Origin of the sequence: Streptomyces sp. NPDC088733, assembly GCF_044751185.1 — a bacterium.
Lineage (GTDB): Bacteria > Actinomycetota > Actinomycetes > Streptomycetales > Streptomycetaceae > Actinacidiphila.
On record NZ_JBIVLH010000001.1, the window covers coordinates 143,422 to 158,984 of the forward strand.

The following is a 15,563-nucleotide window of genomic DNA, read 5'->3' on the forward strand; positions in this document are numbered from 1 at the left end:
GCTCCAGCCGAAACAAGAGTGCCCGGGAGGAGGCCGCCGATGCCGCTGCACATGCGGTTCGGGCCGGACGACCTGCTGCGCTGCCGGTTCGGGATATCCCCGCTGTGGGAGGTGACGGGCGCGGTCCGCGCCCTCAAGGAGCCCCGGCTGCAGGCCTACCACCTGCCCTGGCTGCGGCAGACGCAGCCGGCGGCGCGGGAACTGGACCTCACGCCGCTGTGGCTGCTCATGCCGCGCCGCGGCCACACCCCGGACTTCCTGTCCCCGCCGCCGGACAGCCCCCTGACCTCCATCGAGCAGGACCTGGCCCGCGTACGGGCCACCGACCCCGGCACGGCCCGCGGCGACCTCGCCCGCGCCCTCGCCGACACCCCGGGCGCGGCGGACACCCCGTCCGGCCGCGCCATGCTCGCCGATCCGGCCCGCGCCACAAGGGACTTGGCGGACCTGTGCGAACGGGCCTGGCACGCGCTGGTCGCCCCCTACTGGCCGCGCGTGCGCGCCGTGCTGGAGGCCGACATCGCCTTCCGCGCCCGCCGTCTCGCGGACGACGGGCTGACCGGGCTCTTCGCCGATCTGCATCCCTCGCTGAGCTGGGCGAACGGTACCCTGACGCTGCACCGGCCGACGCAGCACGACCGCGACCTCGGCGGCGACGGCCTGGTCCTCGCGCCCAGCGTCTTCGTCTGGCCCGACGTGGCATCCGGCTTCGACCCGCCCTGGCAGGGCACCGTCGTCTACCCGGCGCGCGGCATCGGCGGCCTCTGGCAGACCCCGCACGCCGACTCGGACGCCCTGGTCCGGCTGCTGGGCGCCAACCGGGCCGCCATCCTCAGCGGTCTCGGCGAACCGGCGACCACCACCGCGCTCGCCCACCGCCACGGCCTCGCCCTGTCGTCCGTCTCCTCGCACCTGTCGGTACTCCGCGACGCGGGCCTGCTCACCTCCCGCCGCTACGGCCACCAGGTCCTCTACGCACGCACCCCCCTGGGCACCGCCCTAACGACCGACTGAACGCCGCAAGCTCCGGCGCACAAAGAACGCCGGGCGGGCTGGAGATCCAGCCCGCCCGGCGTTCGTTGCGGGAACGCCCGCGGCTACTCGCCCGCGAGGTACCGCTCGACCGTGGCGACCTTGGAGGTCAGCCCGTCGGTGACGCCGGGGCGGATGTCGGCCTTGAGGACGAGGGAGACCCGCCCGGCGCGGGCCTCGACGGCGGCGACGGCGCGGCGGACGACGTCCATGACCTCGTCCCACTCGCCCTCGATCGAGGTGAACATCGCGTCGGTCCGGTTGGGCAGCCCCGACTCGCGGACCACGCGGACCGCGTCCGCGACGTACTCGCCGACGTCCTCGCCGACGCCGACCGGGCTGACGGAGAACGCGACGATCATGCCTCGACCGCCCCTCGGCCGACGTCCTTGAGCTCCTTGCGGGCGCGGGCCGCGATGACGCTGTTCTCCGCCTCGCGGCGCAGCATGCGCTCGGCGAAGAAGCCGCCGGTGGGCAGCACGGAGAGCAGGAGGTAGAGCGCGGCGCGGCCGAGCGGCCACTTGGCGCGGAACCACGCCCACACCCAGAACGCCACGTAGAGGATGAACAGGACGCCGTGCACCATGCCCATCACGGGCACCGCGTTGAAGTCCGTGGTGCGCTTGAGCACCGAGCAGATCAGCAGCAGGAGGAAGGACACCGCCTCCGGGGCGGAGACCAGGCGGAGCCGGTTCAGGGCGGATGCGGTCTTGATGTCCACGGGACCTCTCTTACGGGACTCGACTGCGAGCACTTGCACGGTACGGCTGTCGGGCGCCGACAGCCCTTGTGAACACGATCACAAAGGGTGTCACCATTATCACCCGGCCGATCCCGCACCCAGGCGCCGGGGTCCGGGAACATGTGAACCATCCGGCGGCGGACTGCGTCCCCCTCCACGACGACCGACGACCGACAACTCGCCCCCTCGAGGAAGAAACGGGATGAAGCTGGACTGGGACCGCCGGCACTGCGCCCGGCGCGGGCATGTCACCTACGCGCCCGACGAGACGCACCTGCGCGAGCGGCTGCGCGCCGAGACCGCGCTCGGCGAGGTCTGGCGCTGCCTGCGCTGCGGGGACTTCGCACTCGGCGAGCCGCACGGCTCGGGCCCCGCCGACCAGGCGCCCGAGGTGCCGCGCGGCCGCGCGCTGCGCGATCTGTTCATCCTGCGCTTCCTGGCCGTGGAGCGGCTGCTGCGCGGCCTGTTCATCGTGCTGGCGGCCTGGGCGGTGTGGCGCTTCAGCAACTCGCAGGACGCGGTGCGCCGCTTCTTCGAGGAGAACCTGACCGTCTTCCGCCCGGTCTTCGAGCACTTCCACTACGACCTCGACCACTCCCCCGTGGTCGACACCATCCGCAGGACCTTCGAGTACCGGCACTCCACGCTGCTGATCGTGGCCGGGGCGCTGCTGCTGTACGCGCTGATCGAGATCGTCGAGGCGTTCGGCCTGTGGGCGGGCAAGCGGTGGGCGGAGTACCTCACCGTGGTCGCGACGGCGGCGTTCCTGCCGCTGGAGATCTGGGAGATCACCGAGAAGGTCAGCTACCTCAAGATCGGCACGCTGCTGCTCAACATCCTCGCCGTCCTCTACATCCTGCTGTCCAAGCGGCTGTTCGGACTGCGCGGCGGGCACGCGGCCTTCGAGGCGGAGCGGCGCGGCGCCTCGCTGCTGGAGGTCGAGGAGGCGGCGGGCACGGCGGGCACCTCCGGCACCTCGGACAACCATCATGTGACGCGGACCCTGGTGACGGGTTCCTCCCGGACGGATACGGTCTGACCCGTGGCTCAGTTTCGATTGCAGGGCAGCAAGGTGCTCGCCGTGGACATGGCCGGCGACGCCGTGAAGGCGAAGAACGGCTCGATGGTCGCCTACGACGGCCAGATGCAGTTCAAGAAGATGTCCGGTGGCGGCGAGGGTCTGCGCGGCATGGTGACCCGGCGGCTCACCGGCGAGTCGATGGAGGTCATGGAGGTACGGGGGCAGGGCACCTGCTACTTCGCCGACCGGGCGAGCGAGATCAACCTCGTCCGCCTCAACGGCGAGAAGCTGTACGTCGAGGCCAGCAATCTGCTGGCGACCGAGGCGACGCTGCGCACCGGCACCACCTTCACCGGGCTGCGCGGCGCCTCCCAGGGCAACGGGCTGTTCACCACCACGGTGGAGGGCATGGGCCAGGCGGCGATCATGTCCGACGGGCCGGCCGTGGTGCTGCGCGTCGCCCCCGGCATGCCGCTCCAGGTCGACCCCGGCGCCTATGTGGCGCACACGGGCCGCCTTCAGCAGCACTTCCAGGCCGGCATCGGCTGGCGCGCCATGATCGGCGAGTCCGGCGGCGAGTCCTTCCAGATCCGCTTCGAGGGCGACGGCCTGGTGTACGTCCAGCCCAGCGAGCGCAACACGATCGGGGGGCAGGTCTGATGCCGTTCACGCGGATCAACTCCAAGATGGTCGAGGCCCAGGTGCTGCCCGGGCAGCGGCTGTTCAGCCAGCGGGGCGCGATGCTCGCCTACCGCGGGAACGTCTCGTTCACCCCGAACATGCAGGGCGGGCAGGGCGGCATCGGGTCGATGATCGGCCGCCGGATGGCGGGCGAGGCGACACCGCTGATGACCGTCGAGGGCCAGGGCTCGGTGATGTTCGGGCACGGCGGCCACCATGTGCACTGCATCGACCTGACCGGCGACACCCTGTACGTCGAGGCGGACCGGCTGCTCGCCTTCGACGGCACACTGCGGCAGAGCACGATGTTCATGGGCTCCCAGGGCGGCGTCATGGGCGTCATCCGCGGCCAGGTCACGGGCCAGGGTTTGTTCACCACGACGCTTCAGGGCCAGGGCGCGGTGGCGGTCATGGCGCACGGCGGCGTGATCGAGCTGCCGATCACCCCGCAGCGTCCGGTGCACGTCGACCCCCAGGCGTACGTCGCCCACCGCGGCGACGTCCGCAACAAGCTGTCCACCGCACTCGGCTGGCGCGACATGGTGGGCCGCGGCTCCGGCGAGGCGTTCCAGCTGGAGCTGTCGGGGCAGGGCACGGTCTACGTCCAGGCAAGCGAGGAGAAGCTGTGACCGCGAACGGCCCGGTCGTCCACGACCCGTACACCCTGCCGGTCGACGACAACGTCAACCCGTACGCCTTCAGCGTCGACCTCAAGGGGCAGTGGTTCCTGCAGAAGGGGAAGATGATCGCCTACTACGGGCAGATCTCCTTCCACGGCATCGGCCACGGCGCCCTCGACGGCCTGATCCGCGCCAACTTCCACTCCCCGCTGCACGCTTCGGACTGGGTGGTCGCCGAGGGCCAGGGCAAGATGATCCTCGCGGACCGCGCCTTCGACGTGAACTCCTACGACCTGGAGGACGGCAACCTCACCATCCGGTCGGGGAACCTGCTGGCCTTCCAGCCGGGGCTGGCGCTCAAGCAGTCGATCATCCCGGGCTTCCTGACCCTCATCGGCACGGGCAAGTTCGTCGCCGCGTCCAACGGCGCGGTGCACTTCGTCGAGCCCCCGGTCCGGGTCGACCCGCAGGCCCTGGTGGGCTGGGCGGACTGCCCGTCGCCCTGCCACCACTACGACCACGGCTACATGCGCGGCGTGCTGGGCGGCCTGCGGGCGCTGACCGGCATCGGCGGCACCTCGGGCGAGGAGCACCAGTTCGAGTTCGTGGGCGCGGGCCAGGTGCTGCTGCAGTCCACGGAGGTGCTGATGCCCGAGCAGGCGACCGGCGCGGTCCCGCACGAGGCCGGCGTACCGGGCGCGGGGGCCGGTGCCCACGGCGGCGCACCGGGCGCGCCGCGGCTGCCGGGTCAACTGGGCGACCTGCAGCGCCGTTTCGGACTGTGACCGCGCGGACACGCAATCGGACCCCAATTAATACGGATTTCAACATCCTGGGTATAATTCCAGCATGGAGACTGAGAACGGCACCATCTGGCTGACCGGCGACGAGCAGCGCACCTGGCGCACCCACCTGGAGGTCAGCAAGCTGCTGACCCACCAGCTCGAACGGGACCTGCAGCCGTTCGGTCTGACGTACAACGACTACGAGATCCTGGTCAACCTCTCGGAGTCCCCCGAGCGCCGCATGCGGATGAGCGACCTGGCGCGCGCGACCCTCCAGTCCAAGAGCCGGCTGTCCCACCAGATCAGCCGCATGGAGACCGCGGGCCTGGTCCGCCGGGAGAACTGCGAGTCCGACCGGCGCGGGCTGTACGCCGTCCTCACCGAGGAGGGCTGGGAGACCATGCGCAAGGTCGCCCCGCACCACGTGGCGGCCGTGCGGGAGCACTTCATCGACCTGCTCCCGGCGGAGGACCTGGCGGCGCTGCGCAAGGCGCTGGCCCCGGTCGCCGAGCACCTGCGCGCGGTACGCGGACGCGCCTGACCGGCCGGTCCGGGCGGCCCGTTCCCGGGGCCGCTCGGTCAGGCCTGCTCGGTCAGGCCCGCGACCAGCTCGTCGGCGGCGGCGTACGGATCCAGCGCGCCGGCGACGATGCGTTCGGCCAGGACGCCGAGCCGGCGGTCACCGTGCAGGTCGCCGATCCGCTCGCGCAGCGCCGTGACGGCGATGTGCTCGACCTCCAGGGCGGCCCGGCGCAGCCGCCGCTCCGCCAGCACACCGTGCTCCTCCATCCAGGCCCGGTGCTTCTCCAGCGCCTCGACGAGCTCGTCGGTCCCCTGGCCGCGGGCGGCCACCGTCTTGACGATCGGCGGACGCCAGTCGCCCGCCTGCCGGGCCTCGCCCAGGCCCAGCATGTGGTTCAGCTCGCGGGCGGTGGCGTCGGCGCCGTCCCGGTCGGCCTTGTTGACCACGTAGACGTCGCCGATCTCCAGGATCCCGGCCTTCGCCGCCTGGATGCCGTCCCCCATCCCGGGCGCGAGCAGCACCACGGAGGTGTCCGCCTGGGCCGCGATCTCGACCTCCGACTGCCCGACGCCGACGGTCTCCACGAGGATCACCTCGCAGCCGGCCGCGTCCAGCACCCGGATCGCCTGCGGCGCGGCCCACGCCAGACCGCCGAGATGGCCGCGGGTGGCCATCGAGCGGATGTAGACCCCCGGGTCCGAGGCGTGGTCGCTCATCCGGACCCGGTCGCCCAGCAGGGCGCCCCCGCTGAACGGCGACGAGGGGTCCACCGCGAGCACCCCGACCCGCTTCCCGGCGCGCCGGTAGGCCGAGACCAGCGCCGAGGTCGAGGTCGACTTGCCGACACCGGGCGAGCCGGTCAGCCCGACCACGTACGCGCCGCCGGCGAGCGGCGCGAGGGCCGCCATCACCTCACGCAGCTGCGGGGACGCCCCCTCCACCAGTGAGATCAGCCGCGCGACCGCCCTCGGGCGGCCCTGCCGCGCCTGCTCCACCAGGGTGGGGACGTCCATCGTGCTCCTTCTTCTTTGAGGGCTCGGTTCGCCTCCGGGGCGCTCGGAGCACCCGCCGACAGTCGATCATGCTCGGTCCCTCGTTCCTCGGGACCTGCGCGTGTTCTCCTTTTCGGCGGGCGCCGCGCCCCTTCGGCTCACTCGCCCACACAGTCTGCCCACATGCCGACCAGCCGACCGGCACACAAATGATCAACCTCGGCCGAAGCCGCACCCCTCGGGCTCACTCGCCCGCAGGGTCTGCCCGCGTGCCGCCCGGCACGCGGATGGTCGGGCGCTGCGCGCGTCAGTTGGCGGGGACGCGGATGATCAGGGCGTCGCCCTGGCCGCCGCCGCCGCAGAGGGCTGCGGCGCCGGTGCCGCCGCCGCGGCGCTGGAGCTCCAGCGCCAGGTGGAGCACGATGCGGGCGCCGGACATGCCGATCGGGTGACCGAGGGCGATGGCGCCACCGTTGACGTTCACCTTTTCAGGTGTCACGCCCAGGTCCTTCATGGACTGCACGGACACCGCGGCGAACGCCTCGTTGATCTCGATGAGGTCCAGGTCGGCCACGGTGAGGCCGTCCTTCTTCAGCGCGTGCGCGATGGCGTTGGACGGCTGCGACTGCAGCGAGTTGTCCGGGCCGGCCACGTTGCCGTGGGCGCCGATCTCGGCAAGCCACTCCAGGCCCAGCTCCTCGGCCTTCTCCTTGCTCATCACGACCACCGCGGCGGCGCCGTCGGAGATCTGCGAGGAGGTGCCGGCCGTGATGGTGCCGTCCTTGCTGAAGGCGGGGCGCAGCTTGCCCAGGGACTCGACCGTGGTCTCGGCGCGGATGCCCTCGTCCTTGCTGAAGACCACTGGGTCGCCCTTGCGCTGGGGGACCTCCACCGGGGTGATCTCGGCGTCGAAGAGGCCGTTCTTCTGGGCGGCCGCCGCGCGCTGGTGGGACAGGGCGGCGATCTCGTCCTGCTCGGCGCGGGCGATGCCGAGGCGGGTGTTGTGCTTCTCGGTCGACTCGCCCATGGCGATGTTCTCGAAGGAGTCGGTCAGGCCGTCGTGGGCCATCGCGTCCAGCATCTGGACGGCGCCGTACTTGAAGCCCTCGCGGGTCTTGGGCAGCAGGTGCGGGGCGTTGGTCATGGACTCCTGGCCGCCGGCCACCACGACGTCGAACTCACCCGCGCGGATCAGCTGGTCCGCCAGGGCGATCGCGTCCAGTCCCGACAGGCAGACCTTGTTGATGGTGAGCGCCGGGACGCTCATCGGGATGCCGGCCTTGACCGCGGCCTGGCGGGCGGGGATCTGCCCGGTGCCGGCCTGCAGCACCTGGCCCATGATCACGTACTCGACCTGGTCGCCGGCGATGCCCGCCCGGTCCAGGGCCGCCTTGATGGCGACGGCGCCGAGCTCGGCGCCGGAGAAGCTGCGGAGCGAGCCGAGCAGGCGGCCCATCGGAGTGCGGGCGCCCGCGACGATCACGGACGTACGTGCCTGGCTGGTCATGACGCGGCCCCTTTGCACGGAGGGTGGGTTAACGATGGTTTCACGAGGGTGGTGTCAATGTACTGAGGGGTACGGCGGCGGTCACGAGGCGGACGGTGTGATCGCGGGCACGTTGCGTGACCATGCGTCCCGGCGGTCCACTGGACTCATGCTGACTCGAATCGATCACATCGGTATCGCTTGTTCCGACCTCGACGCGACCGTCGAGTTCTACCGTGCCACGTACGGCTTCGAGGTGTTCCACACCGAGGTCAACGAGGAGCAGGGCGTCCGTGAGGCCATGCTGAAGATCAACGAGACCTCCGACGGGGGCGCGTCCTACCTCCAGCTGCTGGAACCGACCCGCGAGGACTCCACCGTCGCGAAGTGGCTGGCCAAGAACGGTGAGGGCGTCCACCACATCGCCTTCGGCACCGATGACGTGGACGGCGACGCCGCGGCCGTCCGCGACAAGGGCGTGCGGGTGCTGTACGACACCCCGCGCACCGGCACGATGGGGTCCCGGATCACCTTCCTGCACCCCAAGGACTGCCACGGGGTTCTCACGGAGCTGGTCACCTCGTCCAAGGAGCACTGACCGGACGCGACTCGCCCCGGTAGAGTGGCGGGGCGACCCCGGGGTGGGCTGGGGTACCTGCCCGCGCCTCGGCGTGGGATCGGACACAATTCTCCGTAAGGCTCCGCGGTGAACGGGGCCCCGGGGAATCTCACTCGGTTGGCGGGTGGGTACACCAGGAGACGGATGGGACCGCGGAGTGCGGGGCTACGACCGCTACGAGGTTGAGGAAGACCACCTCTCGCAGTTCGAGGCCGAGATGGAACGGCTTCGTAAGGAGCGGGACAAGGTCGTCCAGCATGCCGACGACCTCGGATACCAGGTCGAGGTGCTGCGCGCCAAGCTGCACGAGGCGCGACGCAATCTGGCGACTCGTCCTGCCTACGACAACATGGGCCTGCAGGCGGACCAGCTGCTGCGCAACGCCCAGATCCAGGCCGACCAGCTGCGTGCCGACGCCGAACGGGAGCTGCGCGAGGCCCGCGCGGCCACCCAGCGGCTGCTCCAGGAGCAGGCCGAGCACCAGTCGCGTGCGGAGGCGGAGTGGCATGCCGAGGCCGTCGCCCGGCGCCGCCGCCTGGACGAGGAGCTGGCCGAGCGCCGGACCAACGTCGAGAGCCACGTCAACGAGAACGTCGCCTGGGCGGAGCAGCTGCGCGCCCGCGCCGAGTCCCAGGCCCGGCGGCTCATGGAGGAGACCCGGGCCGAGTCGGAGTCGGCGCTGGCCGCCGCCCGCACCGAGGCCCAGCGGATCGCCGAGGGCGCCCGCGACCGGCTGGAGTCCGAGGGGGCGGCCGCCCGCGCCGAGGCGGAGCAACTGCTGCGCCGCGCCCGCGCCGACGCCGAGCGCCTGCTCAACGCCGCCGCCAGCCAGGCCCAGGAGGCCACGTCCCAGGCCGAGCAGCTGCGTACGTCCACCCGCAGCGACACGGAGAGCGCCCGTACCCAGGCCGCCGAGCTGACCCGGGTCGCCGAGGACAAGCTGCGGGACGCCGACGAGAAGCTCCGCGAGGCGCAGAGCGAGTCCGACCGGCTCCGTGAGGAGGCGGCGAGCAACGCCGCCAAGCGGCTGTCCGTCGTCGACGCCGACAACGAGCAGCGCACCCGCACCGCCAAGGCCGAGGTCGCCCGCCTCGTCGCGGAGGCGACGAAGGAGGCGGAGGCCGCCAAGGCCGAGGCCGAGCAGGTCGTGGCGGACGCCAGGGCCGAGGCCGACCGGGTGCTGGCCCAGGCGCAGGAGACCGCCAAGTCCGAGGCGGCCGAGGACGCGGCGGCCGCGCTGGCCAAGGCGGCCCGCACCGCCGAGGAGGTGCTGACCAAGGCCACCGAGGACGCCCGCGCCACCACCCGCGCGGCGAGCGAGGAGGCCGAGCGCATCCGCCGCGAGGCGGAGTCCGAGGCGGAGCGGCTGCGCGGCCAGGCCGAGGAGTCGGCCGAGCAGCTGCTGGGCACGGCCAAGGACGACACCAAGGAGTACCGGGCCAAGACGGTCGAGCTGCAGGAGGAGGCGCGCCGGCTGCGCGGCGAGGCCGAGCAGCTGCGTGCCGAGGCGGTCGCCGAGGGCGAGCGCATCCGCGGCGAGGCCCGGCGCGAGGCCGTCCAGCAGATCGAGGAGGCGGCCCGCTCCGCCGAGGAGCTGCTGACCAAGGCCAAGGCGGACGCCGCCGCGCACCGGCAGACCGCCAACGCCGAGTCCGACCGGGTCCGTACCGAGGCCATCGAGCGCGCCGCGGGGCTCCGCCGCCAGGCCGACGAGCTGCTGGAGCGTGCCCACGGCGAGGCCGGGCAGGTGCGCGAGGAGGCGCAGGCCCAGGCCGACCAGGTCCGCGAGGACGCCGAGGCGGCCGGCGCGGCGCTGCGCGAGGAGGCCGAGCGGGGCGCCGAGCGGCTGCGCGACGAGGCCGAGGCCGATCTGGTCCGGCAGCGCGAGGAGGCCGAACGGCGCATCACCGCCGCCGAGGAGGCGCTGCGCGACGCCCGTACCGAGGCGGACCGGCTGCGCCGGGAGGCCGCCGAGGAGGTCGCCGCGCTGCGCGCGGAGGCGGCCGATCGGGTGCGCACCCTTCAGGAGCAGGCCGAGCAGGACACCCTGCGGCTGCGCGACGAGGCCGCCGCCGACGCCTCGCAGAGCCGTGCCGAGGCCGAGCAGGCCGCCGTCCGGCTGCGCGGTGACGCCGCCGCCGAGGCGGAGCAGCTGCGCGTCGAGGCGCAGGAGACCTCCGACCGCGTGCGGGCGGAGGCCCAGGACACCGCCGGCCGGCTGCGGGCCGAGGCGGCCGAGGCGCTGTCCGCCGCCCAGGAGGAGGCCGGCCGGCGCCGCCGCGAGGCCGAGGAGCTGCTGGGTTCGGCGCGCGGCGAGGCCGAGCAGGAGCGGGCGCAGGCCCGCCAGGAGAGCGACGAGCTGCTGGCCAGCGCCCGCAAGCGGGTGGAGGAGGCCGGCGCCGAGGCAGAGCGCCTGGTGGCCGAGGCCGAGCGGCACTCCGCGGAGCTGATCGGCGCCGCCGAGACGACGGCCCAGCAGGTGCGGGACTCCGTCAACGGGCTGCACGAGCAGGCCGAGGAGGAGATCGCCGGGCTGCGCTCGGCCGCGGAGCACGCGGCGGAGCGGCTGCGCAGCGAGGCCCAGGAGGGCGCCGACCGTCTGCATGCGGAGGCCAACGCCGAGCGCGAGCGGGCCGGCGAGGACGCGTCCCGGATGCGCCGTGAGGCGCAGGAGGAGGCGGAGTCCGCCCGTCAGCTGGCCGATCGCACCGTCACGGAGGCGATCGAGGAGGCCGACGCGCTGCGTGCGGAGACCCGCGAGGAGGCCAACCGGCTGCGGGTGGACGCCGCCGAGCAGGTGGACCGGCTGCTGTCGGAGGCCGTCGAGGAGGCGGACCGGCTGCGGGCCGAGGCCGGCGCGCAGGCCGAGGAGATGCTCGGCAAGGCGCAGCGCGACGCCGAGCGCCTGGGCATCCTCGCCAAGGACGCGCTGGAGGGCGCCGAGCGGGACGCCGTGGAGCGCCGCAGGGCCGCCGAGGAGGCACTGGGCACCGCCGAGTCGGAGGCCCGCCGCCTGCTGGACGAGGCGAGGAACGAGGCCAACAAGCGCCGTACGGAGGCCGCTCAGCAGGCGGACCAGCTCATCGGCAAGGCGCGGACGGAGGCCGAGCGGCTGGGCATCCTCGCCAAGGACGCGCTGGAGTCGGCGGAGCGGGACGCGGAGGCGGCCCGCGCGGAGTCCGACCGGATGCGCGACGAGGCCCGCGAGGACGCCAACAAGCGCCGGGGCGAGGCCGCCGCGCAGGCGGACGAGCTGATCTCCGGGGCGCAGGCGGAGGCGCGGAAGATCGGCGCCTCGGCCGAGGAGCAGGCCGACACCATGGTGGGCGCCGCCCGCAAGGAGGCCGACCGGATCGTCAACGAGGCCACCAACGAGGGCAATGGCCTGGTGGAGCGGGCCCGTACCGACTCCGACACCATGCTGGAGGAGGCCCGCCGGGACGCCACCGCCATAAGGGAGCGGTCGCAGGAGCTGCGTCAGCGCGTCGAGTCCGAGGTCGAGGAGCTGCACGAGCGGGCCCGAAACGAGGCCGCCACGACGATGAAGTCGGCGGGCGAGCGGGTGGACAAGCTGGTGGAGGCCGCCACCGAGCAGCTGTCCAGGGCCGAGGCGAAGGCCCGCGAGCTGGTCGCCGACGCGGAGGCGAAGGCCGAGGACACCCGGTCGACCGCGAGTGCCGAGGCCAGCAAGGTGCGCATCGCGGCGGTGAAGAAGGCGGAGGAGCTCCTCAAGGGAGCCGAGCAGAAGAAGGCCGACACCGAGCGGGACGCGGAGCGGCAGCGCGCCGAGGCGCGGACCGAGGCCGAGCGGATCGTCACGGAGGGTAAGCGCGAGCTGGAGGTGCTGGCCCGGCGGCGCCAGGACATCAACGCGGAGATCACCCGCGTGCAGGATGTCCTTGAGGCACTGGAGTCATTCCAGACGCCGCTCGACGGGGGAAAGGGCAACAGTCAGAACGGCACACAGAACGGTAAGAACACGGTCGCTGCCGGGGCGGCGTCCGGAACCACCCGAACAGGGGGCAAGCGGTCCGACGATGCACCACTCGATTGAGCGGTCATTGTGCACAGTTACTGGACACTGACTCGATGACACGCCGCCCCGGCCCCTAGGATTCCCTCTAACACCCCACCCGGTCTGAATTGACAGGAACCCCATGAGCGACACTTCCTCCCCCTTCGGCTTCGAGCTCGTGCGGCGCGGATACGACCGCGGGCAGGTGGACGACCGCATCACCAAGCTGGTCGCCGACCGTGACAGCGCACTCGCCAGGATCAATGCGCTGGAGAAGCGCATCGAGGAACTGCACCTCGAGACCCAGAACGCTCAGGCGCAGGTCAACGACGCCGAGCCGTCCTACGCGGGTCTGGGCGCACGCGTCGAGAAGATCCTCCGCCTCGCCGAGGAGGAGGCGAAGGACCTGCGCGAGGAGGCGCGCCGCGCCGCCGAGCAGCACCGCGAGCTGGCCGAGTCCGCCGCCGCCCAGGTGCGCAACGACGCCGAGTCCTACGCCACGGAGCGCAAGGCCAAGGCCGAGGACGAGGGCGAGCGCATCGTCGAGAAGGCCAAGGGTGAGGCCGGCCAGATGCGCGCGGACGCGCAGAAGGACGCGCAGGCCAAGCGCGAGGAGGCGGACGCCCTCTTCGAGGAGACCCGCGCCAAGGCGGCCCAGGCCGCGGCCGACTTCGAGACCAACCTCGCCAAGCGCCGTGAGCAGTCCGAGCGCGACCTGGCGTCCCGTCAGGCCAAGGCCGAGAAGCGCCTCGCCGAGATCGAGCACCGCGCCGAGCAGCTCCGCCTGGAGGCCGAGAAGCTGCGCACCGACGCCGAGCGCCGCGCCCGCCAGACGGTCGAGACCGCGCAGCGCCAGGCCGAGGACATCGTCGCGGACGCGAACGCGAAGGCGGACCGCATCCGCAGCGAATCCGAGCGCGAGCTGGCGGCCCTCACCAACCGCCGCGACAGCATCAACGCCCAGCTGACCAACGTCCGCGAGATGCTGGCCACCCTGACCGGTGCCGCCGTCGCCGCGGCCGGCGCCCCCGCCGACGACGAGCCCGTCTCGCGCGGCGTCCCGGCCCAGCGCTGAACGCGCCCCGCGTCCGGACCGACTGAGCCCCCTGCCTCCTGGCAGGGGGCTCGGGCACAATCGGGGGCCGGTATTCCGCGTGCACCGGCCGCCGGGGCACCAGTACCCTATGCGGCATGATCGAGCTGCAGGGGCTGACCAAACGGTACGGTGACAAGACCGCCGTGGACCACCTCACCTTCACGGTGCGGCCCGGCGTGGTGACCGGCTTCCTCGGTCCCAACGGCGCCGGCAAGTCCACCACCATGCGCATGATGCTGGACCTGGACAATCCGACCAGCGGCAGCATCCGCATCGACGGCAAGCACTATCGCGAGCTGAACGAACCTCTCAGGCACATCGGCGCGCTGCTGGAGGCCAAGGCCATCCACGGGGGCCGCACGGCGTACAACCATCTGCTGTGCCTGGCCCAGTCCAACCGCATCCCGGCCCGCAGGGTCGACGAGGTGCTGGAGACCGTCGGCCTCTCCTCGGTCGCCAAGAAGCGCTCCAAGGGCTTCTCCCTCGGTATGGGCCAGCGCCTCGGGATCGCCGCGGCGCTGCTCGGCGACCCCGAGATCCTGATGTTCGACGAGCCGGTCAACGGACTGGACCCCGAGGGCATCCACTGGATCCGCAACCTGATGAAGAGCCTGGCGGCCCAGGGCCGCACCATCTTCGTCTCCAGCCACCTCATGAGCGAGATGGCGCTGACCGCCGAGCACCTGATCGTGATCGGCCGCGGCAAGCTGATGGCGGACACGACGATGGCCGACTTCATCGCCGAGAACTCCCGCTCCTTCGTGCGGGTCCGCACCCCCGAGCCGGAGAAGTTCAAGGACGCGCTGACCGGGGCGTCGATCCCGTCCGTGATCACCGACGAGGGCGCGTTCGAGATCGAGGGCGCGGAGGCCGCCAAGATCGGCGAGCTGGCCGCGGAGAAGCAGGTCGTGCTGCACGAACTCAGCCCGCAGCGCGCCTCCCTGGAGGAGGCCTTCATGCGGCTGACCGCCGAGTCGGTGGAGTACCAGGCGGGCATCCCCGGGCAGTCGGCGGACGAATCCGTGGCGGCGGGCTCCGCCGTTCCCGCGGCGGCTCCCGGAGCGGCCTGGGGTGCCGACTGGCAGAACAAGAAGGAGAAGTCCTGACATGGCGGCAACGAGCGCGGTTCTGCAGTCCGAGTGGACCAAGGTCAAGTCGGTCCGCTCGACGGTGTGGACGCTGGCGTCCGCACTCCTCGTCACCGTCGTCATCAGCGGACTCATCTGCCTGCTGATCGCCTCCCAGTGGGGGAACGCCTCCGAGCAGGACCTGCAGAACTTCGACCCGACCAACACGAGCTTCGCCGGGCTGATCCTCGGCCAGCTGGCCCTGATCGTCTTCGGTGTGCTGGTCGTCACCGGTGAGTACAGCACGGGCATGATCCGCACCTCGCTCGCGGCGGTCCCGCAGCGTGCCACGTTCTACCTGTCGAAGGTCGCGGTCACCGGCGCCCTGGCCCTCGTCGTGGGCATGGCCACCAGCTTCCTGACCTTCTTCGTCGGCCAGGCGCTGCTCGGCTCGCACAGCACCTCCCTCTCGGAGACCGGGGTCCTGCGGGCCGTCGTCGGCGGCGGTCTCTACATGACGCTGATGGTGCTGTTCTCCGTGGGCGTCGCGATGATGCTGCGCAGCCCCATGCTGTCACTGGGCATCCTGATGCCCTTCTTCTTCCTGGTCTCGTCGATCCTGGCGAACGTCCCCAAGGCCAAGAACGTCGCCCACTACTTCCCCGACCAGGCCGGCTCCAAGGTCCTCCAGGTGGTCGCGGTCGACGACGGGCGTCCGTACGGGCCCTGGGCCGGTCTCGGCATCATGGCCCTGTGGGTGGTCGCCGCCCTCATCGGCGGCTACCTGGTGCTGAAGAAGCGCGACGCCTGACCGGTGCCGGGCGCCACGCCCGGACCGCGGCTCGCGAAGGCCGCCGCACCCCGCCCGGGTGCGGCGGCCTTCG

The 15,563-nt window shown here is 72.2% G+C and carries 15 protein-coding genes; 11 read left to right on the top strand and 4 right to left on the bottom strand.

The window, feature by feature from the left end; translation table 11 throughout:
• Positions 1 to 39 precede the first annotated feature (39 nt).
• Positions 40 to 1,014, top strand: coding sequence for a DUF5937 family protein (locus ACIP64_RS00555; RefSeq protein WP_401580271.1), 975 nt, complete (start codon positions 40 to 42; stop codon positions 1,012 to 1,014).
• An 83-nt stretch (positions 1,015 to 1,097) separates the two neighbouring features.
• Here ACIP64_RS00555 and ACIP64_RS00560 read toward each other — a convergent pair whose 3' ends face one another.
• On the bottom strand, positions 1,098 to 1,394 hold the full coding sequence (locus ACIP64_RS00560; RefSeq protein WP_360909823.1) for an MTH1187 family thiamine-binding protein: 297 nt from the start codon (positions 1,392 to 1,394) through the stop codon (positions 1,098 to 1,100).
• Positions 1,391 to 1,753 carry a DUF3817 domain-containing protein gene (locus ACIP64_RS00565; RefSeq protein WP_401580273.1) on the bottom strand — a complete coding sequence of 121 codons (363 nt, stop codon included), beginning with the start codon at positions 1,751 to 1,753 and terminating at the stop codon, positions 1,391 to 1,393. The genes ACIP64_RS00560 and ACIP64_RS00565 overlap by 4 nt, the downstream gene beginning before the upstream one ends.
• Before the next feature lie 223 nt (positions 1,754 to 1,976).
• Between ACIP64_RS00565 and ACIP64_RS00570 the strand changes: the two genes are divergently transcribed.
• The 5 genes from ACIP64_RS00570 (at position 1,977) to ACIP64_RS00590 (ending at position 5,422) form a co-directional block, all read left to right on the top strand.
• Positions 1,977 to 2,813 (top strand): DUF2127 domain-containing protein, encoded by an 837-nt coding sequence (locus tag ACIP64_RS00570; RefSeq protein ID WP_401580275.1) that lies wholly within the window; start codon positions 1,977 to 1,979, stop codon positions 2,811 to 2,813.
• A gap of 3 nt (positions 2,814 to 2,816) precedes the next feature.
• Positions 2,817 to 3,455: an AIM24 family protein gene (locus ACIP64_RS00575; RefSeq protein WP_401580277.1), complete on the top strand. Its 639-nt coding sequence runs from the start codon at positions 2,817 to 2,819 to the stop codon at positions 3,453 to 3,455.
• The gene (locus ACIP64_RS00580; RefSeq protein WP_401580279.1) at positions 3,455 to 4,105 is read left to right on the top strand and encodes an AIM24 family protein; all 651 of its coding nucleotides are present in this window, start codon (positions 3,455 to 3,457) and stop codon (positions 4,103 to 4,105) included. The genes ACIP64_RS00575 and ACIP64_RS00580 overlap by 1 nt, the downstream gene beginning before the upstream one ends.
• On the top strand, positions 4,102 to 4,881 hold the full coding sequence (locus ACIP64_RS00585; protein ID WP_360909832.1) for an AIM24 family protein: 780 nt from the start codon (positions 4,102 to 4,104) through the stop codon (positions 4,879 to 4,881). The genes ACIP64_RS00580 and ACIP64_RS00585 overlap by 4 nt, the downstream gene beginning before the upstream one ends.
• Positions 4,882 to 4,945: 64 nt before the next feature.
• On the top strand, positions 4,946 to 5,422 hold the full coding sequence (locus ACIP64_RS00590; RefSeq protein WP_360909834.1) for a MarR family transcriptional regulator: 477 nt from the start codon (positions 4,946 to 4,948) through the stop codon (positions 5,420 to 5,422).
• 38 nt (positions 5,423 to 5,460) lie between these two features.
• Here ACIP64_RS00590 and meaB read toward each other — a convergent pair whose 3' ends face one another.
• Together meaB and ACIP64_RS00600 are read right to left on the bottom strand one after the other, a co-directional pair.
• Positions 5,461 to 6,417, bottom strand: coding sequence for a methylmalonyl Co-A mutase-associated GTPase MeaB (meaB, locus tag ACIP64_RS00595; RefSeq protein ID WP_401580281.1), 957 nt, complete (start codon positions 6,415 to 6,417; stop codon positions 5,461 to 5,463).
• A 286-nt stretch (positions 6,418 to 6,703) separates the two neighbouring features.
• Entirely contained in the window at positions 6,704 to 7,879 is a 1,176-nt protein-coding gene (locus ACIP64_RS00600) for an acetyl-CoA C-acetyltransferase (protein WP_401581096.1), read from the bottom strand.
• Between the two features lie 172 nt (positions 7,880 to 8,051).
• On the opposite strand from ACIP64_RS00600, the gene mce reads away from it, so the two are divergent.
• The 5 genes from mce (at position 8,052) to ACIP64_RS00625 (ending at position 15,490) form a co-directional block, all read left to right on the top strand.
• On the top strand, positions 8,052 to 8,480 hold the full coding sequence (gene mce, locus ACIP64_RS00605) for a methylmalonyl-CoA epimerase (protein ID WP_401580283.1): 429 nt from the start codon (positions 8,052 to 8,054) through the stop codon (positions 8,478 to 8,480).
• 178 nt (positions 8,481 to 8,658) lie between these two features.
• Positions 8,659 to 12,555, top strand: coding sequence for a polarized growth protein Scy (scy, locus tag ACIP64_RS00610; protein ID WP_401581098.1), 3,897 nt, complete (start codon positions 8,659 to 8,661; stop codon positions 12,553 to 12,555).
• Positions 12,556 to 12,658: 103 nt separating this feature from the next.
• Positions 12,659 to 13,591 carry a cellulose-binding protein gene (locus tag ACIP64_RS00615; protein ID WP_360909840.1) on the top strand — a complete coding sequence of 311 codons (933 nt, stop codon included), beginning with the start codon at positions 12,659 to 12,661 and terminating at the stop codon, positions 13,589 to 13,591.
• Positions 13,592 to 13,707: 116 nt separating this feature from the next.
• Positions 13,708 to 14,718 carry an ABC transporter ATP-binding protein gene (locus ACIP64_RS00620; protein ID WP_401580285.1) on the top strand — a complete coding sequence of 337 codons (1,011 nt, stop codon included), beginning with the start codon at positions 13,708 to 13,710 and terminating at the stop codon, positions 14,716 to 14,718.
• Between the two features lies 1 nt (position 14,719).
• Entirely contained in the window at positions 14,720 to 15,490 is a 771-nt protein-coding gene (locus ACIP64_RS00625) for an ABC transporter permease (protein WP_401580287.1), read from the top strand.
• Positions 15,491 to 15,563 lie beyond the last annotated feature (73 nt).

Bases quoted from the DNA above. Each gene is read 5' to 3' on its own strand.
- ACIP64_RS00580 (WP_401580279.1), top strand. From the start codon at position 3,455: ATGCCGTTCACGCGGATCAACTCCAAGATGGTCGAGGCCCAGGTGCTG.
- ACIP64_RS00615 (WP_360909840.1), top strand. From the start codon at position 12,659: ATGAGCGACACTTCCTCCCCCTTCGGCTTCGAGCTCGTGCGGCGCGGA.
- meaB (WP_401580281.1), bottom strand. From the start codon at position 6,417: ATGGACGTCCCCACCCTGGTGGAGCAGGCGCGGCAGGGCCGCCCGAGG.
- ACIP64_RS00590 (WP_360909834.1), top strand. From the start codon at position 4,946: ATGGAGACTGAGAACGGCACCATCTGGCTGACCGGCGACGAGCAGCGC.
- ACIP64_RS00570 (WP_401580275.1), top strand. From the start codon at position 1,977: ATGAAGCTGGACTGGGACCGCCGGCACTGCGCCCGGCGCGGGCATGTC.
- ACIP64_RS00625 (WP_401580287.1), top strand. From the start codon at position 14,720: ATGGCGGCAACGAGCGCGGTTCTGCAGTCCGAGTGGACCAAGGTCAAG.
- mce (WP_401580283.1), top strand. From the start codon at position 8,052: ATGCTGACTCGAATCGATCACATCGGTATCGCTTGTTCCGACCTCGAC.
- ACIP64_RS00620 (WP_401580285.1), top strand. From the start codon at position 13,708: ATGATCGAGCTGCAGGGGCTGACCAAACGGTACGGTGACAAGACCGCC.
- ACIP64_RS00555 (WP_401580271.1), top strand. From the start codon at position 40: ATGCCGCTGCACATGCGGTTCGGGCCGGACGACCTGCTGCGCTGCCGG.
- ACIP64_RS00560 (WP_360909823.1), bottom strand. From the start codon at position 1,394: ATGATCGTCGCGTTCTCCGTCAGCCCGGTCGGCGTCGGCGAGGACGTC.